The sequence below is a fragment of the Ruegeria sp. BH6 genome (assembly GCF_056538105.1).
This window is the reverse complement of record NZ_JBQFSR010000006.1, coordinates 151333-167587: the sequence shown is the minus strand read 5'-3', so window position 1 is coordinate 167587 and position 16255 is coordinate 151333. Positions and strand designations below refer to the sequence as shown.

The 16255-nt window shown below is 58.5% G+C and carries 13 protein-coding genes; 8 read left to right on the top strand and 5 right to left on the bottom strand.

The features are described 5' to 3' along the window. The first annotated feature begins 175 nt into the window (after positions 1 to 175). From ACR0B8_RS14060 to ACR0B8_RS14050, 3 genes are read left to right on the top strand one after another with little or no spacing between them, the layout of a single operon-like run. Positions 176 to 2587, top strand: a complete 2412-nt coding sequence (locus ACR0B8_RS14060) for a DUF3141 domain-containing protein (RefSeq protein ID WP_480658818.1) — start codon at positions 176 to 178, stop codon at positions 2585 to 2587. Further along, the gene (locus tag ACR0B8_RS14055; RefSeq protein ID WP_480658820.1) at positions 2584 to 3978 is read left to right on the top strand and encodes a bifunctional enoyl-CoA hydratase/phosphate acetyltransferase; all 1395 of its coding nucleotides are present in this window, start codon (positions 2584 to 2586) and stop codon (positions 3976 to 3978) included. The genes ACR0B8_RS14060 and ACR0B8_RS14055 overlap by 4 nt, the downstream gene beginning before the upstream one ends. Beyond that, positions 3971 to 5143, top strand: coding sequence for an acetate/propionate family kinase (locus tag ACR0B8_RS14050; protein WP_480658822.1), 1173 nt, complete (start codon positions 3971 to 3973; stop codon positions 5141 to 5143). The genes ACR0B8_RS14055 and ACR0B8_RS14050 overlap by 8 nt, the downstream gene beginning before the upstream one ends. A 3-nt stretch (positions 5144 to 5146) precedes the next feature. Here ACR0B8_RS14050 and ACR0B8_RS14045 read toward each other — a convergent pair whose 3' ends face one another. The 5 genes from ACR0B8_RS14045 to ACR0B8_RS14025 all read right to left on the bottom strand — a co-directional run bounded on the left by ACR0B8_RS14045 (position 5147) and on the right by ACR0B8_RS14025 (position 9778). Further along, the gene (locus ACR0B8_RS14045) at positions 5147 to 5620 is read right to left on the bottom strand and encodes a hypothetical protein (RefSeq protein WP_170349924.1); all 474 of its coding nucleotides are present in this window, start codon (positions 5618 to 5620) and stop codon (positions 5147 to 5149) included. Between the two features lie 10 nt (positions 5621 to 5630). Then, positions 5631 to 5888, bottom strand: coding sequence for a hypothetical protein (locus ACR0B8_RS14040; RefSeq protein ID WP_170349923.1), 258 nt, complete (start codon positions 5886 to 5888; stop codon positions 5631 to 5633). A gap of 145 nt (positions 5889 to 6033) precedes the next feature. Next, positions 6034 to 6705, bottom strand: coding sequence for a D-lyxose/D-mannose family sugar isomerase (locus ACR0B8_RS14035; RefSeq protein ID WP_170361748.1), 672 nt, complete (start codon positions 6703 to 6705; stop codon positions 6034 to 6036). 17 nt (positions 6706 to 6722) lie between these two features. Next, positions 6723 to 7649, bottom strand: coding sequence for a carbohydrate kinase family protein (locus ACR0B8_RS14030; protein WP_170361747.1), 927 nt, complete (start codon positions 7647 to 7649; stop codon positions 6723 to 6725). Between the two features lie 38 nt (positions 7650 to 7687). Beyond that, complete coding sequence (locus ACR0B8_RS14025) at positions 7688 to 9778, bottom strand: family 1 glycosylhydrolase (RefSeq protein WP_226689449.1); 2091 nt, start codon at positions 9776 to 9778, stop codon at positions 7688 to 7690. A 206-nt stretch (positions 9779 to 9984) separates the two neighbouring features. Between ACR0B8_RS14025 and ACR0B8_RS14020 the strand changes: the two genes are divergently transcribed. The 5 genes from ACR0B8_RS14020 to ACR0B8_RS14000 all read left to right on the top strand — a co-directional run bounded on the left by ACR0B8_RS14020 (position 9985) and on the right by ACR0B8_RS14000 (position 16225). Continuing rightward, complete coding sequence (locus tag ACR0B8_RS14020; RefSeq protein WP_226689450.1) at positions 9985 to 10737, top strand: sugar phosphate isomerase/epimerase family protein; 753 nt, start codon at positions 9985 to 9987, stop codon at positions 10735 to 10737. After that, positions 10737 to 11783: a LacI family DNA-binding transcriptional regulator gene (locus tag ACR0B8_RS14015; protein ID WP_226689451.1), complete on the top strand. Its 1047-nt coding sequence runs from the start codon at positions 10737 to 10739 to the stop codon at positions 11781 to 11783. Before ACR0B8_RS14020 ends, ACR0B8_RS14015 begins: the two co-directional genes overlap by 1 nt. Before the next feature lie 22 nt (positions 11784 to 11805). After that, on the top strand, positions 11806 to 12555 hold the full coding sequence (locus tag ACR0B8_RS14010) for a basic amino acid ABC transporter substrate-binding protein (protein WP_170361743.1): 750 nt from the start codon (positions 11806 to 11808) through the stop codon (positions 12553 to 12555). 65 nt (positions 12556 to 12620) lie between these two features. Continuing rightward, the gene (locus ACR0B8_RS14005) at positions 12621 to 14264 is read left to right on the top strand and encodes an amino acid ABC transporter permease (RefSeq protein WP_226689452.1); all 1644 of its coding nucleotides are present in this window, start codon (positions 12621 to 12623) and stop codon (positions 14262 to 14264) included. Further along, the gene (locus ACR0B8_RS14000) at positions 14261 to 16225 is read left to right on the top strand and encodes a beta-galactosidase (protein ID WP_226689453.1); all 1965 of its coding nucleotides are present in this window, start codon (positions 14261 to 14263) and stop codon (positions 16223 to 16225) included. Before ACR0B8_RS14005 ends, ACR0B8_RS14000 begins: the two co-directional genes overlap by 4 nt. Positions 16226 to 16255: the final 30 nt, after the last annotated feature.

Sequence of the window (16255 nt, the reverse complement as noted above, 5' to 3'; positions counted from 1 at the left end):
CCAATGCCGCTCAGGCGGTGGCTGCACCAACGGTTAGAACCAAGACGGCGCGGCGCAGAGTTGGGTTTGAGTATCATTTCGAAACAAACTATGCTGCGTCGCAGAAATCGACTCGGCCACTGGCAGAATTTCACGGTGGTGGCGCATGTGTTTTCGATGGTTAGAGGACAGGCTCATGGTGACCAATGTGCAGAAGACCTCGTTGAACCTTCGGTCCGAGACGGCTGAAAATGCGGCTGCGGCTCAGGACCGAACGGTTGATATCGTAACCCGCGCTTTGGATCGGTCCGGCGTACAATGGACCCTGTTGTCCCAATCCGCCCGGCTGCAATCGACGCGGATTATCGAAACGCATTCAGAGCGGACCCGAGATCTGATGCAGGGCTTCGCCGAGGTTTCGCAGCGCATTGCGCGTTCGCAATCGATTGTCGACGATTGGACTGCTTATCTGAAAGACGCCACCCAGCGCGTGGTGCTGACCATGGACGCGCTGCGTGAACGCGGAGATGCTTTTCTGGAGCATGAAGCCGCGGGTTGCCCGCCAGTGCTGATCTATGACTATGAGGTCATCGTCGACGGGGCGACCCTGAAACGCCCCTGCAATTACCAACTGCTGCGCATCCTGCCGCCCAAAGGTGTAACCATTGACGACACCCGGCGTCCCTACATCATCATCGATCCGCGTGCCGGTCACGGCGGCGGGATCGGTGGATTCAAACCAGACAGTCAGGTTGGCGTTGCCCTGTCAAAAGGGCACCCGGTTTATTTCGTCAGTTTCGGACGAGACCCTATGTCGGGGCAGACCCTTGCCGACGTCATGCATGCCGAGGCCGGGTTCGTGCGCACTGTCCGCGCGCGCCATCCCGACAGCCCGCAGCCGGTCGTGACCGGCAATTGCCAGGGTGGGTGGGCCACTTTGCTGATGGCCGCCTGCAACCCGGACCTGACTGGACCGCTGATACTGAATGGCGCCCCCATTGCGCCATGGTCGGGCGAGGTAGGGGAAAATCCGATGCGGTATAACGCCGGTGTTCTGGGCGGCACCTGGCAACCGATGTTCTGGTCGGACGTCGGCGCGGGCATGTTCGATGGCGCCAATCTGGTGATGAATTTTGAACAGCTGAACCCCAGCCGGAATTATTTCGGCAAGTATTTCGACCTCTACCGCGACCCTGATGGCGGTCGGAAACGCTTCATTGATTTTGAGCGCTGGTGGGGTGGTTACTTCCTATTGAACGAGGCCGAGATTCACTGGATCGTCGAGCAGCTGTTCGTTGGCAATCGGCTGATCAAGAACACCGCGCAGTTGGAACCGGGCGTGCCGATCGACATCAAGGCGGTGAAAGGCCCAATATTTGTCTTTGCCAGCCAAGGTGACAACATCACACCGCCCCAGCAGGCACTCAACTGGATTGCCGCCACATACGCAGATGAAGAGGAAATCCGTCTGCGCGGTCAGCGGATCATCTACATGTTGCATGATGAGGTTGGCCATCTGGGCATTTTTGTTTCGTCCAAAGTGGCGCGTAAGGAACATACGCAGATGGCTTCGACCCTGGAAACGGTCGAAGCAATGGCACCAGGCCTCTACGAGATGGTGATCGAAAACACCCAAGGCGAAGGCCAGGATAAACAGTTCGAGGTTCGGTTCTATGACCGCACACTCGGGGATGTAGCCGCGTTGGACGACGGTCAGCAGGACGAGGCCAGCTTTGCCGCGGTGGCCCATATGTCCGAAGTGCAGGCGAATGCGTATGAAACCTTTGGGCGTCCTTTTGTGCGGTCCGTGTCGACACCGATGGGCGCAAAGGCTTTGCGTGATCTGCACCCTCTGCGCGTTCAACGCACGGCGATGTCTTCGGACAATCCGATGATGAAGGGGGTTGCGCAATTGGCCGGGATGACGCGCGAACTGCGCGCCCCGGCGACAGCTGATAACGCGTTTCTTGAGATGGAAAAGCTGACCGGCGACTGGATCGAACAGGCTATGGATCTGAGTCGAGACCTGCGCGACGCCTGGTATGAAGGGATGTTCTATGCGCTTTGGGGTGGTCCGTTGGCCGCGTGGTTCGGCAAGAAGAACGCAGCCCACCGTACCTTGCCTGATCCTGAAACCCTGAAAGCCTTGCCCGAGGTTGAGGCAGCATTGGCGCATATGAAACAGGGCGGGCTGCCCGAGGCCGTGATCCGGTTGTTGCTGTTGCTGGCCTCAAGCAACCAAAGCTTTCGGGCTGAAATTCTGCATCGCTGGGCGCATGTGTTCCAACATGAGGCCCCGTTCAGGGATCTCACCGTCGAAGACCGTCAACGCATGTTGCGCGAACAGACAGTGATCGTCACTTTTGACGAACAGGGTGCGATAGATACGTTGCCCGACTTGCTTCCGCGGGTTGCTGACAGAAAGCAGGCGGTAGATCTGCTCAAGCGTATTCTGGGCGAACTTCCAGACCCGTCGCCTGAGCTTGTTGAGATGGCACAAGCACTGTACGACACGCTTGATCTTGCTGAGATCAAACAGAAAACGGAAACTCGGAGCAAATCTCAAGGGCGCAGTTCGGCTGCTGCGAACAAGGCCAAACAGAAATGAAAATAACGGAAAACCGCACCTACGCGCAGATCAAGGTCGGGGACGTGGCGCAGGTGACGCGCTTATGTACGGTCGATGATCTTTATGCCTTTGCCTCGGCCTCGGGCGATCATAATCCATTGCATCTGGCAGGATATGATGGCGATGGCGATGGCCACCCCGAGGCAGTGGCCCCAGCCCTGTGGCCTGCCGGTCTGATTGCGGCAATTTTGGGCAATATCCTGCCTGGCGCGGGCACCCAGGCGCGGTCGGCGAACCTGTCTTTTCATGCGCCTGTTCTGGCTGATGACGAGGTGACCGCCACGCTGACCGTGACCGAAAAGCGGGACGACGGTGATTTGCTTTGTGCGACCGAAGTGCGCCGCGTGGGCGACAACGCTCTGATCCTCAGTGGTGAGGTGCAAGTGACGCCGCCAGCCAAACACCTGACCTTTGACTCGGTTGACGTGCCCGGCCTGATCGTTCAGCGCCATCGCCATTTCGATGCACTGATCGCAAAGGCAAAGCCTCTGGATCCGATGCCCACAGCCGTGATCGCTCCGGAAGAGCCGAACTCGCTGGGCGGCGCGTTGCTAGGGCATTCCAAAGGTATTATTGCGCCGATCCTTCTGGGTGATCCTGACAAAATCGCTGCTGCAGCCGCCGAGTTGAAGGCCGATTTGTCGAGTCTCGAGATCATTGAAGCCCGCAGTCATGAAAATGCGGCCCATCGCGCTGTGGACCTGGTGGTTGAAGGTAAGGCGCAAACCCTGATGAAGGGGCATTTGCACACCGATGTTTTGCTGCGAGCGGTTCTGCGTCGGGACAAAGGTCTGCGGACAGGCCGTCGCTTGTCGCATGTGTTTGTGATGGATGTGCCAGGCTTTTCACGGCCCATCATGGTGACGGATGCGGCCGTGAACATCGCCCCGGACCTCGAGACCAAGGCAGACATTGTGCAGAATGCCATCCATCTGGCACACTCGATCGGGATAGAAACACCAAAGGTTGGCGTCTTGTCGGCGGTTGAGACGATCAACCCGCATATGCCCTCGTCTGTGGATGCGGCGCTGTTGTCGAAAATGGCCGAGCGGGGTCAGATCACCGGTGGACTGGTCGATGGCCCACTGGCGATGGACAACGCGGTTGATCTGAAGGCGGCGCGAACAAAGGGCATCAAGTCCGCCGTCGCCGGGGCGGCGGATATTCTCGTGGCCCCGAATATCGAAGCTGGCAATATGGTGGCCAAACAGCTGACTTACATTTCCCATGCCGAGGCAGCGGGAATTGTGGTAGGTGCCGCCGCCCCGATCATTCTGACGTCCCGAGCGGATGATGATGCCTCGCGGTTGGCTTCCTGTGCGGTGGCGGCGCTGCATGCGCAAGCAAATAAGGGTAAAATTCATGGCTGACCATGTGCTGGCGCTGAACGCCGGGTCGTCTTCGTTGAAATTCGGGCTGTATGAACTGGTCGAAGGCAATCGCCCCAGCATGCGTTGGCACGGCCAGATCGAACGCTTGGGGGATGCGCCGCGCTTGTTGGCGGAATCTGCCGGGGGCCGCTCGATCAACCAGGCGCTGACGGATACCCAAAGCCATGACGAGGCAATCCAGGCCTTTCTGGACATGACACGCGAATATCTGCCGGACATCCACATCCGCGCCATAGGTCACCGGGTTGTGCATGGGGGGACGGTGTATTCCGAACCCGTGCGGATTGACGACAAGGTTCTGGATACTCTGGCCGGGTTCATCCCCTATGCGCCGCTGCACCAGCCATTCAGTCTGGCCGGTATCCGTGCAGCTAGCGCCGCCTTTCCAGACACGGTTCAGGTGGCCTGTTTCGACACCGCCTTTCACCGCACCCATCCATGGGTCAACGATACCTTCGCCCTGCCGCAGAGCTATTATGACAAGGGCGTGCGCCGGTACGGCTTTCACGGCCTGAGCTATGACTACATCACGCAAAAGCTGAAAGAGATCGCGCCCAGTCTGTATGATGGCCGCGTTGTCATCGCGCATCTGGGCAATGGCGCGTCGATGTGTGCTGTGTCAGGCGGGCGGGCTGTGGCGTCGACCATGGGTTTTTCCGCTTTGGACGGCCTGCCGATGGGCACCCGCAGCGGTCAGCTGGACCCGGGTGTCGTGCTGTACATGATGCAGCAGGAAGGGATGAGCGCGGATGAAATCGCCGACATGCTCTATCGTAATTCCGGCCTGCTGGGTCTGTCGGGGATGTCATCGGACATGCGCACCCTGCTGGCCGCCGAAACGCCCGAGGCACGCAAGGCGATCGATTATTATGTCTTTCGCATTCGCCGAGAGCTTGGCGCCATGTCTGCTGCGCTGGAAGGGTTGGACGCGCTGGTATTCACGGGCGGCATTGGTGAGAATGCAGTACAGATCCGTCAGCGGGTTTGTGACGGGATGCGCTGGATCGGGATTGAAATGGATCCCAACAGGAACGCCGACAATGGCACGGTTCTGTCGACCGATTTCAGCCGCGTGCGCATTCTGGCAATTCCCACGAACGAAGAGATGGTGATCGCCCGCGCCGCCGCCCGGATGGTGCAATAGTCGCTATTGCTCGGGTTTGTCTTTGCGACGCTTGGCGTATTTGATCAGCGTACTCAGAATGGCGCTGATAACATCGGGTGTCAGGGCACCCAGCGGGTCGCGCCGGATGCCTGTCACGGTGTTACGTGCGTCGGACAGAGTGTCTTTGATCTCGGTTTCGATATCTAACAGTGCCATATCGCGCAATTCGACCGCGGCTGTCGTATCCGCCTGCGCGTTCTGCGTGTTGGCCATCAGAACCAGGATCACACCCAGCAACAGGTTGGCCCCAGCCATGATCAGCGCGGCCAGCGGTTTGGACAGGGTTGCGGACAACCAGAAAAAACCGGCCACGTTCAGCATGATGACAGCCAGCCCCGCGGCCAGCCCCGCCGCAGCGTAAAAGCCGGTTCGCCGTGCGGCCACGGCAACATGGCGTTGGGCAATCAACCGTTCGGCGCGCAGAATGATCGAGATATTGCGGGAAATGCGGCTCATGTTCAGGCTCCTACCGGGATCGGCCTAGCAGATAGCCAAGCGTAAAAATGCCAAGCGCAAACAGGATTGGTCTTTTGTGCGGCAGATCCTCCAACTCGGTCAGGGCTTCTTCAAGCTGTCCGGTCCAGTTGTCGATGTTCTCGGCAATCCTGTCGGCCACAGTATCGTGTGGTTCCGGCCTTTGTGCCTGTTCACGGGTCGCAGTTTGCTCGGCCAGTTGGCGGCGCAGATCGGCAACTTGCGCTTCAAGCTCGGCTTTCGTGACCATTGGACCGGCCCCCTAACAGTTGTTGCGCTAAAAGGTCAGGGTTGGAACCCCCACCCACGGTTTCGCAGCCCATGTTAATGCGTTTTTCCGGTTTAAGAAAAGCGACTTATCATTTTGCGGGTCAGGTCAGCCTGAAAACTGCGTATCAAGAGTAGTAATCTGCGACCAACAGGAAATCCGGCGCGACGTCTTCTTCGATGGTTGCAAAGCGCGGGATCGGGTCTTCGAACACGTTGTCGGTTCGGTCGTCATTGACGGTCGAGACCTCGCCAATCAGGCAATCGCCTTTTTCAGCCCAGAAGGCGTGCCATATGCCGGGCATCAGAGTGACGCTTTCGCCGGGTTTCAAGCGAAGCAACTCACCGGGCCGAATTGTGACGGGGCAACCGTCGCTGGGCACGACAACAGGATTTTCACGGTCGATACCGCCTTGCGGGTCCGAGGCATAGATCTCCATCACCAGATCACCACCGCCGCGGTTTATGATGTCTTCGGCTTTCACAATGTGGCGGTGCATTGGCGACAGCTGTTTGTCTCGCGATACCAGCAGCTTTTCGGCATAAAGCATGCCCCGACCACTGTTCAGATCACCCACGTCACCGTTGCGCAAGGTGAACAGGAACAGGCCCAACTCATCAAAGCGACCCTGCCCGTAATCGGTGATGTCCCAACCCAGCCCACGTTCGCGAATGCCTGCGGCTTTGTCACTGCGCATTTGGTCAGGCAACCAATTGGCAAAGGGGGGCAGGACCGCACCGAAGGAGCGTATAAAGGCCTCGGCTTCGGTTTTGATGGCGTTGATGTCAGAACGTTTCATTTAGGTCTCTTTGGGGTTCAAAGCTCGTGCGCCCAGGGCGGGTTGGCCCCAGCGCGGGAAACGGTGATGGCTGCGACCTCTGCGCCTTTGGCCAATGCGGCGCGCAGGTTTTCGGTACGCAGGGTGCGCAGGGCGGTTTTGGTCAGGTGCCCACCGCGTTCCAGTTCGGCCAGCACACCAGCGTTGAACGTGTCACCTGCACCGACGGTATCGACAACCTGAACCGGTCGAACAGGGACTGAGGTTTCGGACCCGTCCGCCAGATAGCCTGACGCGCCGTCACCGCCACGCGTTACAATGACCACGGCAGGCCCGGCTTGCAGCAACAGCGGCACTTTCTCAGTGATGCTTTCCGGGCCGGGAATGATCCAATCCAGATCCTCGTCCGAGACCTTTACGATATCCGCCTGTGCGATCATCCGGTTCAGACGGGTGCGATATCGGGTTTGATCCTTGATGAAATCGGGCCGGATATTGGGATCAATCATCACCGCCCGATCCGCCCCTTGCCGGTCCAGCAATGCGGCGTAAGCGTCGGCGCAAGGCTCGCAGGCCAGGCTGATGCCGCCGAAATACAGCGCCGAAATAGCGGGGAGCTGATCCGGCATATCCTCGGGCATCAGCATGCGACCCGCCGAGTTTTCGTCGATAAAGCTGTAGGAGGCGTGCCCGTCCTTCAACTGCACAAAGGCCAGCGTCGTGGGGCGATCTGCTCGGATCACATGGCTTGCATCCACATGGCTGGTCTTCAGGGCATCGGTCAGTTGCTCTCCGAACATATCCGAAGACAGACCGGTCAGCAGCCCAACCGGCGACCCCAACCGCCCCAAGGCAATGGCAGTGTTAAAGACCGCGCCACCGGAATGGGGCACAAATCCATCACCGCCCGAAATGGTCGGGGTGGCGATCATGTCGATCAGGGCTTCACCGCAGCACAGGATCATGCCGGGTCCTTTCTGTCTTGTGGGATCAGGCGGTCATATTAACGCGCGAGCGCACTTTTACAGAAATTGTTAGCGCCAACAATGCCAAATTCGTCCTGTTCGGAAACATACAGGCTCATTGACCTTCGCAAATCGGTAAACCGCCCGCCCGCGTTGAACGCATCGCGGAAGGCTTCCTTGAAGAGCCAGCGGTTTTTCTCGGCCACGCCACCCACAAGGAACACACCGCCCACAGGCATCAGCACGACGGCAAGATCACCCATCACTGCGCCCAGATGGGTGGTGAACATATGCGCCGTTTTTTCGGCGATCAGGTCTGTCTGCGTGCGCGCGTCATCAAGAATGTCCTTGGCGCTGCGCATTGGCGTGTCGGCCTGTCCGGCGGCCATACCGGCCGCACGGTACAGGATCGGCAGACCTGTGCCGCTAAGGAACATTTCCGCCTCAAGCACCAAAGTTTCATTAAAGAAACAATCCGGCGCGATGTGCCGGGCGGCTTTGAAAATCTCGACCTCATCCACATGGCGCGGTGACAGGCCGATATGGCCGCCTTCACCAGATGCAGTGTGATACCGGCCCTCAGAATAGAGCAACGCCCCAACCCCAAGACCTGTGCCGGGACCGACAACCAACCGGGTGCCAGGGGGTGGGGTCGCGGCGCCTTGCAACACCTCGACATCATCGCCTGTGATTTCGGCCACCGACCAAGCAGCGGCGGTAAAGTCGTTGATGACAAAGGTATGCTGCGCGCCCGTGGCCTTGCCGATATCACACTCGGATAAGTCGAGCTTTGCATTCGTCAGGCGGATCGTCCCGTTCTTCACAGGCCCGGCCCCGGCGGCCACCACGGCGCGTGGATCGGTGCCGATCTCATCGCGCAGGGTGTGAAAGGCGTTAAGCAATTCTGGCAGGGTGCCGGTTGGGTATTTGCGCAGATCGGTCAGCTTTCCGTCAGCGATTACGCCCAAGCGCGTATTGGTTCCGCCGATATCCGCGACCAAGTTCCAATGCGCGCGCATGGCACCAGGTGGTTGAGCCAGAGGCAATGACACCGCGCCACCAGACAGGACGGGTTTAAGGATGTTATACGACACCTTCGGTTTGCTTTCTGGCGCACTAGAGACTGTGTCGACCACGTCTTTCGGTTCAGCGTCGTAAGGGGCCCAATTGCCTCGGTCCAGCACAGACCGGATAAACACCCCCTTCACCGGAACACCCTGTTTCAGCGCGTCCTGCACTGCCGATAGGTGTTGGGTAAGATCGTTACCCCACCCATCCCCGTGCGAAGTTTTGCGGCCAGCCATACCGGTGACAAAGATAGGCCTGTCTTGGGTGTAGTCGTGCTGAAAACGGCTCAGGTCCACAGCAGATGGCCAATGCGTGTCAAAGGTCAGACCGCACCAATCAACGCCAGTTCCAATGGTTTCCATGTCGCCCTGCCAGCTTGCCGGCAGATGACGCTCCAGCGATTCAAGCGCCGTTGCAGGGTAGGTCTTGTTGAACACACCAGCCGGACAGAACCGATTGAGGATGTCACCAAGCAGATCGGTGTTGGGGTCCTTGGACGGTTCCGCGCGTGTTTGATCGAACACAACCCCAAGATTGGTCATGCCTAATCCTCGCATCGCTTCGATGGCACACCCATGGGCCAATAGCATGTGATGCCTTGTCCGGGCGATGGCGCGGGTATTGTCAGGGTCGGGCGCCTGATACGCGAAATTGCGCAACCTGCCAATGCCAGCCGGGATGCTGATCGGCGCAACGCTGTACATACGGTCGCCGACGCGCTCCATAATGATTTCGGTGAAATCCGCAAACCAATCGGCGATGGCGCGATTCCGCCATCCGCCCAGATCTGCCAGCGCCGCAGGCAATTCGCACTGATTCAGTGTTGCGCACGGTCGAAGGCCACGCGCCAACAGCGCGTCCGTCAGACGATCGTAAAAGTCCAGCCCGGTCTCGTTCATCGCCCCGCGCCCTTCGGGCAGAACGCGGGCCCAATTGATTGAAAATTGATAACTGTCAAACCCGACTTCGTGTACCAGATCGAATTCCTGTTCGATCTGGTGCGCTGAGGTTGCCACGCCAAAGAGGAAATCCTTTGGGAAATCGGAGCGGGTATAATTCATGGTCAAAACCTGTTTGCGCCGGTTGGGCCGCCACCTAACAGTTCGGCCCGATGCATTCCATATGTTAGCGGTATCATCGATGGATTAGAGTGTTTTGTCAGCACTTCTGGCGAAATACCAGCCCCTTTGGACCGAATCTTGACAAAAGGGGTGTTGCTGCTTCAACGTTATTGAAACGTTTCAATCGAGGGACATCCAGTAAGCAGATGCGTATAGCGGCACAGCTTTATACCGTCAGGCAGCTCGGGGGTCTGGCTGCGCAGTTGGATCTGATCCACGCCTGCGGTTTTGCGGATGTTGAAACGGTTGGATTTCACGATCTGTCCCCTAAACACATGGCGTTGCAAGTTGCGCAGTCGGGCCTGACCGTCCGGTCGGCGCATTTCGATTGGGAAGAATTCGAAACCCGGTTTGACGATATTCTGACCCTGCTTGATCTTTTGAACTGCCCGGTTGCCGTGATGCCATGGCTGGCGCCTCAGGCCCGCCCTGACACGGTCGCGGGATGGCAGGATGTAGCAGACCAACTCTCTGCCTGGGCGGCGCGATTGGCGGGCCAGGGGGTTCGACTGGCTTATCACAACCATGATTTTGATCTGGTTGGCCCTGTTGGAGAATCGCCTTTGGACCTGATCTTGGCGCATGACACGCTGCATTGGCAGCCCGATATCGGATGGTTGGCCGTCTCGGTGCCGGAACCGGCCGCGGTGTTGCAGCGGTACGCGGGGCGGATCGTATCAGTACACGCCAAGGATGCAGAACCGGCTTCAGGGCAGGGTGATGATCGCTGGCGCAATCTGGGGCAGGGTGTGGTCGATTGGCCCCGGCTGTTGCGCATTCTGAATGACAGCCCCTGCAGCGATCTGTTTGTCGAACACGATGAAACGCCCGACCACGCCGAGACGTTGCGGACGGGGCGAAAGTGTCTGATGGGACAGATGTCTTCGGTGGTCGGATAATGGCGCGCGCAACGATCAAGTCGATCGCCAAGGAGACAGGCTATTCCGTTGGCACCGTCTCGAACGCGCTGCGGGGGGCTGCGTCAGTTCGGGAAGAAACACGCCAAGAGATTCAGGCTGTAGCCACGCGTCTCGGGTACCGTGTCAATATGGACGGTTTGAAGCTGCGCACCAACAAATCCTACCGTATCGCGGTGCTGGTCAGCGTGTCACCTGACGCAGCAGAGGAATGGGAAGGGGTAGAATTCACCCGCATTCTGGCCGGTATCTCGGTGTCCTTGCAGGGTTCGCGATACGAGATGTCTGTGTTCAACGTGGCCGATCTGCCGGATGCCATGGCCGTTCTGGCGCGGATTGTTCAGGACGGTTTGGCCGATGGTGTCATCTTTTCGGGCACATTGCAGGACGATCCGCGCATCGCCTTTCTACAGCAACACAGTTTTCCCTTCGTGACCATGGGTATGAGCGACAGCAAGACAGCCCATGCCTATGTCGACTTCGACAGTCAGGCGGCTGCGTTTGACGCCACCGCGCGGTTGGTGGGATTGGGGCACCGACGTATTGCCTTGGTGAACCCCCCGGCCGAACTGATCTATGCAGCACAACGTCAAACCGGATACGAACAGGCGTTGGCCAATGGTGGCCTTGCGCCTGACCCAGCGCTGATTTTCAATGGCCCCACAACCGCTCGTACTGGGCAGTTGTGTTTTGAGGCTCTGATGCAGCTAAGCGACCGACCCACGGCATGTATCTGCGCGAATGAGGCGATGACACTAGGCGTTTTGTCCGCAGCCCATGCTGCGGGTGTGCAGATTGGCCGGGACATGGTGGTGATTTCCACTGATGACCTGCAACTTAGCCGATATTTCGTACCCCCGCCCAGCACCTATTATGTGCCCATCGAAGAAACCAGCCGTCTTCTGGGCGAGTACATGTTGAAAGCTTTGGAAGGGGGCGACCCGTCCGAGACCCAGAAAAAGATCAGGGCCACGCTGATCGAGCGCCAACCTGACACCCCCGCGCCGCAAAAGGCGCCCACCACGTAAATCAACTCAGGAGGACTTGAAGATGTTTAAAAATCTACTGGCCGCAGCGGTCGTGACCGCGATAGCAGCCCCCGCAGTTTTTGCTGCCGACCTGGACGGGCGCGTTCTGAAAATCGGAACTGACGCCACCTATCCGCCAATGGAGACTGTCGATGAGACGACCGGTCAGATCGTGGGTTTCGATGTGGATGTGATGAATGCGATCTGCGAACGGGTCAATTGCGTCCCGAATTTCGTCAACACCGCATGGGACGGCATCTTTGCCGCGCTTCAGCAGGGTGAGTTCGATCTGGTGATCTCGGGCGTCTCAATCACGCCGGAACGCGAAGAGACGATGGATTTCTCAGAACCCTACATTGTGGTCAGTCAGGCCATTCTGCTCCAGGTCGACAATGCGGACATGACGCTTGAGGATTTCAAAGCCGGTGGTCAGAAGTTGGCGGCGCAGACCGGTACCACCAACGCGCAATTGGCCGAGGATCTAGTAGGGCGCGAAAATGTCAGCCTGTATGACAACTTCTCTGCCGCGATACTGGCACTGCAAAATGCGGATGTGCAGGGTGTGATCATCGACGGCACCTCGGCCACCGCATATGAGCAGGAGTTCGCGGGTGAGCTGACCGTGGGCATCACCGGCCTGCAATCCGACCCGCTGGGTATCGTGTTTCAGGAAGGCGACGCTACGGTCGACGCCATCAACGAAGGGCTGGCAGCGATCAAGGCCGACGGCACGCTGGACAAGTTGGTCGGCAAATACTGGGGCACCGAATAAACCTGTCCGATCCGAAACGGCCCGGTGCCGATGGCAACCGGGCCGCCTGTTTGCAGTGAGGTTCCATGAAGCGTCTAAGCTCGATCCGCCCGAGCAATCTTGTTCTGCTCGCCGCGGCCCCGTTCATTATCTACCTGTTCGCTACCTCTTCAAAATACCTGCGCTCTTTGATCGCAATTCTCGGGATCGGGAATAATGCCGGCCCGATTTTTGTCGGGTTCCTGCTGGTTCTTGCGGTGGCCATTCTGGGATATCTCTGCGCCCGAAACGCGCGATTTCAGACGGCGCCGGGTTGGGTGCGTATCTCGGCATGGGCGGCCTTGCCCGCAGCGTTGGCGTTGGCGGTCTTGGTTTTCGTCGCGCCGCAGGTGCTGATGCCATTTGCCGAGTCCGTCTTCTTTCATGCGCTCAGCGAAAATACTTCGACCTTGATCGACCGCTCCGCGCAGACTTGGGTACTTTTTCCAGACGTTGTTGATCAGGTTCAGACAGGTCTTCAGGTGTTACTGCTAATCTATGCGCTTGTGGTTGCTGGTATTTTGCTGTCGGGCCGGTTGCCCGTCAGGGCGCGAGGACTTGCTCAGCTTGGGTTTGAAATCCTGACCGGGGCCGCGCTGTTCTATCTGATGTTTATGGCCCATTGGCAATTTGCAACCGGAGTGGCGATCACGTTTCGCGCCGCCATTTTTGCTTATATCTTCGCCGCCATTCTGGGGTTGATCTGGGTCGGGCTGCAATCGTTCAAACCCAAGGCGCGCACGACTGTTGTCTATGGCTGTATCAGCCTGACTTTGCTGGGTGTATCGGCGTTTTTCTTCATGCAGCCACAGGTCAAATACGAACTGATAGGTACGCTGGATGCGCGCATCGCCATTGTGCGCGGCACCCCGCAGGCGCAGGCCGACATCATCAGGTTTGGTGAATTCGACGGGGGCGAAGACCAGCAATACCGCATCCGTAGCGCCCCAAACGCTGCCAGCGCGGTGGAACAGATCGAAACCGTCGACAGCGTGTCGGGCGCCTTTGTCCCGGTCGGTGCCAACACCAAGGGCTATCCGGTGATCTGGCAGACGCAATTTCTGCCGGATCAGTACCGCAACCCAGCGCTGGCTTTTGCCGTGTTTGGCTTTCTGTTGCTGACGCTGACGGTGGGCGGCGCGCAGCACAAGCTGCATCCGCTGGCCGTAGGGGCCGAGTTCTTCGTGGACACGATCCGTGGCATTCCGATGCTAGTGATCATCCTCTATATCGGTCTGCCTTTGGCTGGGGCGGTCAAAGATGCCACGGGTGGCGGTATCGATATGACCAATATGACTCGCGGGATCATCGCGATCTCGGTCGGCTATTCCGCTTATATGGCCGAGATTTTCCGATCCGGGATCGAGGCCATCCCACGGGGTCAGATCGAGGCTGGTGGCTCGCTGGGTCTTTCGCGCTGGCAAACTGCGCGGCTGATCATCCTGCCGCAGGCGCTGCGCATCGTCACGCCGCCCTTGGGCAATGAGTTCATTGCGATGATCAAGGATACCTCACTGCTGTCGATCCTGTCAGTCCGCGATATGACCCAGCGTATGCGCGAATTTCAGGCCGCCAGTTTTCTGCCCTTTGCGCCGTTTAATACAGCTGCAATCCTCTATGTGGTGATCACGTTGGGCTGCGCCAGCTTCCTCAAATGGATCGAACGCCGCACGGCAAGGGAAGATCGATGAGCAGATTGGAACTTGGGGTTTGCTATTACCCCGAACAATGGGACCGGTCGCTCTGGCGTGAAGACGCGCAGCGAATGGTCGAGATGGGACTGGATTGGGTGCGCATCGCCGAATTCACTTGGGGCCTGATTGAACCGGAGCGCGGCGTTTTCCACTGGGATTGGCTGGATGAGGTGATCGACATTCTGGGCGAGGCAGGCCTGCGCGTGATGATGTCCACGCCCACCGCCGCCCCGCCGAAATGGCTGATCGACGAACATCCGGAAATTCTGCCAGTTGGCCCGGACAGGCGCGTGCGAGGGTTTGGATCGCGGCGGCATTATTGCTTTTCCAGCGATGTCTATCTGGCCGAAGCCCGCCGGATTGCCACCGAATATGCCCGTCGTTATGGCCAGAACCCCTATGTTCACGCTTGGCAGATCGACAATGAATATAACGATCACGACACGGTGCTTAGCTATTCGGATGCGGCGCGGGTCGGATTCCAGCGGTGGCTGGCGGATAGGTACGGGTCGATCGCGATACTGAATGAAATTTGGGGGACCGTGTTCTGGGGATCTGCCTATTCCAGCTTTGACCAGATCGAATTGCCCAACGGGCTGGTGGCCAGCCCCAACCCAACCCATGCACTGGATTTTGCGCGATACTCCTCGGACCGGGTGCGGTTGTTCAACCGCGCGCAGTTGGATGTGCTGCGTCAGTACGCGCCGGACCGGGACATCACCCATAATTTCATGGCGGGCAGTTTTGAGTTCGATCACCATGCCGTTGCCGCCGATCTGGATATTGTTGGCTTCGACAGTTACCCCTTAGGAAATCTGTTGGGCTCGACCCTGTCTGACGACGAAAAGCACCGCTATTTGCGGACCGGCGCGCCGGATTATCAGGGGTTTCACTGCGATCTGTATCGCTCTCTAGGCAAGGGGCGCATGTGGGTGTTGGAGCAGCAACCCGGCCCGGTGGACTGGGCCGAGAAAAACCCCTCACCCGCGGACGGGATGGTGCGACTGTGGACCTGGGCAGCCTATGCGCATGGCGCGCAGGCGGTGATGTTTTTTCGCTGGCGACAGGCTAAATTTGCGCAGGAACAGTATCACACAGCATTGTTGCGTTCGGACGGCAGCCCGGATCAGGCCGCCGTGGAATTGGCGCAGGTTGCGGCGGAGCGCGACTTGTTGCCCGCCGTGGTACGTGAGCGGGCGCAGGTGGCCATAATTCTGGATTACGAATCCATCTGGGCGGCGGATATCCTGCCGAATGACGATGCCTTCCCAAATGCTCAGATCATCCGCGAATGGTATGCCGGGCTGTGCGCGCTTGGGGTCGATCTGGATTTTGTGGGGCCACAAGATGAGCTGAACGGGTATGCCCTGATTGTTGTCCCGCAAAGCATGATCGTTCCATACGATCTGGCCATCAAACTGCGGGACAGTGGGGCGAAACTGCTGATCGGCGCGCGCGCGGGCAGCAAGACACCCGACATGCACACACCGCACAACCTTGCGCCCGGAGCGTTGGCTGAGCTTACCGGTGTGACGGTCTTGCGGGTGGAATCGCTACCAGAACTGGCGCAGGAATCGGTGCGCTTGCAGGACGGAACGACGTATGACTTCACCGGTTGGCGGGAAATCATCGACACCAGCGGAACGGTAACGGCAGAGTTTTGCAGCGCATACCGGGATGGCAGCCCGGCGATTGTACGCTCTGACCGAGCGATCTATCTGGCAATGATCCCACGCGGCCAATTGCTGCATGCCATACTTTCGGACGCGTTAAGCTGGGCGGGCCTTCCCGTCACGGAGTGCGGACCGGACCTGCGGATCACAAGTCGCGGAGGATTGAAATTTGCCTTCAATTTCGGGGCAGATGGGTTGTCATTACCGACTGACGAACCACATGCCTATTTGGTTGGGGGCACTGAAATCCCACCCTATGGGGTTTCAATCTGGCGGGACACGTGATCTTGCCAGTCCACATTCCTGTTGGCAGCA

Excerpts from the sequence above, each read along its gene's own strand:
- ACR0B8_RS14020 (WP_226689450.1), top strand. The coding sequence starts at position 9,985 with ATGCGTATAGCGGCACAGCTTTATACCGTCAGGCAGCTCGGGGGTCTG.
- ACR0B8_RS14040 (WP_170349923.1), bottom strand. The coding sequence starts at position 5,888 with ATGGTCACGAAAGCCGAGCTTGAAGCGCAAGTTGCCGATCTGCGCCGC.
- ACR0B8_RS14045 (WP_170349924.1), bottom strand. The coding sequence starts at position 5,620 with ATGAGCCGCATTTCCCGCAATATCTCGATCATTCTGCGCGCCGAACGG.
- ACR0B8_RS14015 (WP_226689451.1), top strand. The coding sequence starts at position 10,737 with ATGGCGCGCGCAACGATCAAGTCGATCGCCAAGGAGACAGGCTATTCC.
- ACR0B8_RS14050 (WP_480658822.1), top strand. The coding sequence starts at position 3,971 with ATGGCTGACCATGTGCTGGCGCTGAACGCCGGGTCGTCTTCGTTGAAA.
- ACR0B8_RS14010 (WP_170361743.1), top strand. The coding sequence starts at position 11,806 with ATGTTTAAAAATCTACTGGCCGCAGCGGTCGTGACCGCGATAGCAGCC.
- ACR0B8_RS14005 (WP_226689452.1), top strand. The coding sequence starts at position 12,621 with ATGAAGCGTCTAAGCTCGATCCGCCCGAGCAATCTTGTTCTGCTCGCC.
- ACR0B8_RS14035 (WP_170361748.1), bottom strand. The coding sequence starts at position 6,705 with ATGAAACGTTCTGACATCAACGCCATCAAAACCGAAGCCGAGGCCTTT.
- ACR0B8_RS14025 (WP_226689449.1), bottom strand. The coding sequence starts at position 9,778 with ATGAATTATACCCGCTCCGATTTCCCAAAGGATTTCCTCTTTGGCGTG.
- ACR0B8_RS14055 (WP_480658820.1), top strand. The coding sequence starts at position 2,584 with ATGAAAATAACGGAAAACCGCACCTACGCGCAGATCAAGGTCGGGGAC.
- ACR0B8_RS14000 (WP_226689453.1), top strand. The coding sequence starts at position 14,261 with ATGAGCAGATTGGAACTTGGGGTTTGCTATTACCCCGAACAATGGGAC.
- ACR0B8_RS14060 (WP_480658818.1), top strand. The coding sequence starts at position 176 with ATGGTGACCAATGTGCAGAAGACCTCGTTGAACCTTCGGTCCGAGACG.
- ACR0B8_RS14030 (WP_170361747.1), bottom strand. The coding sequence starts at position 7,649 with ATGATCCTGTGCTGCGGTGAAGCCCTGATCGACATGATCGCCACCCCG.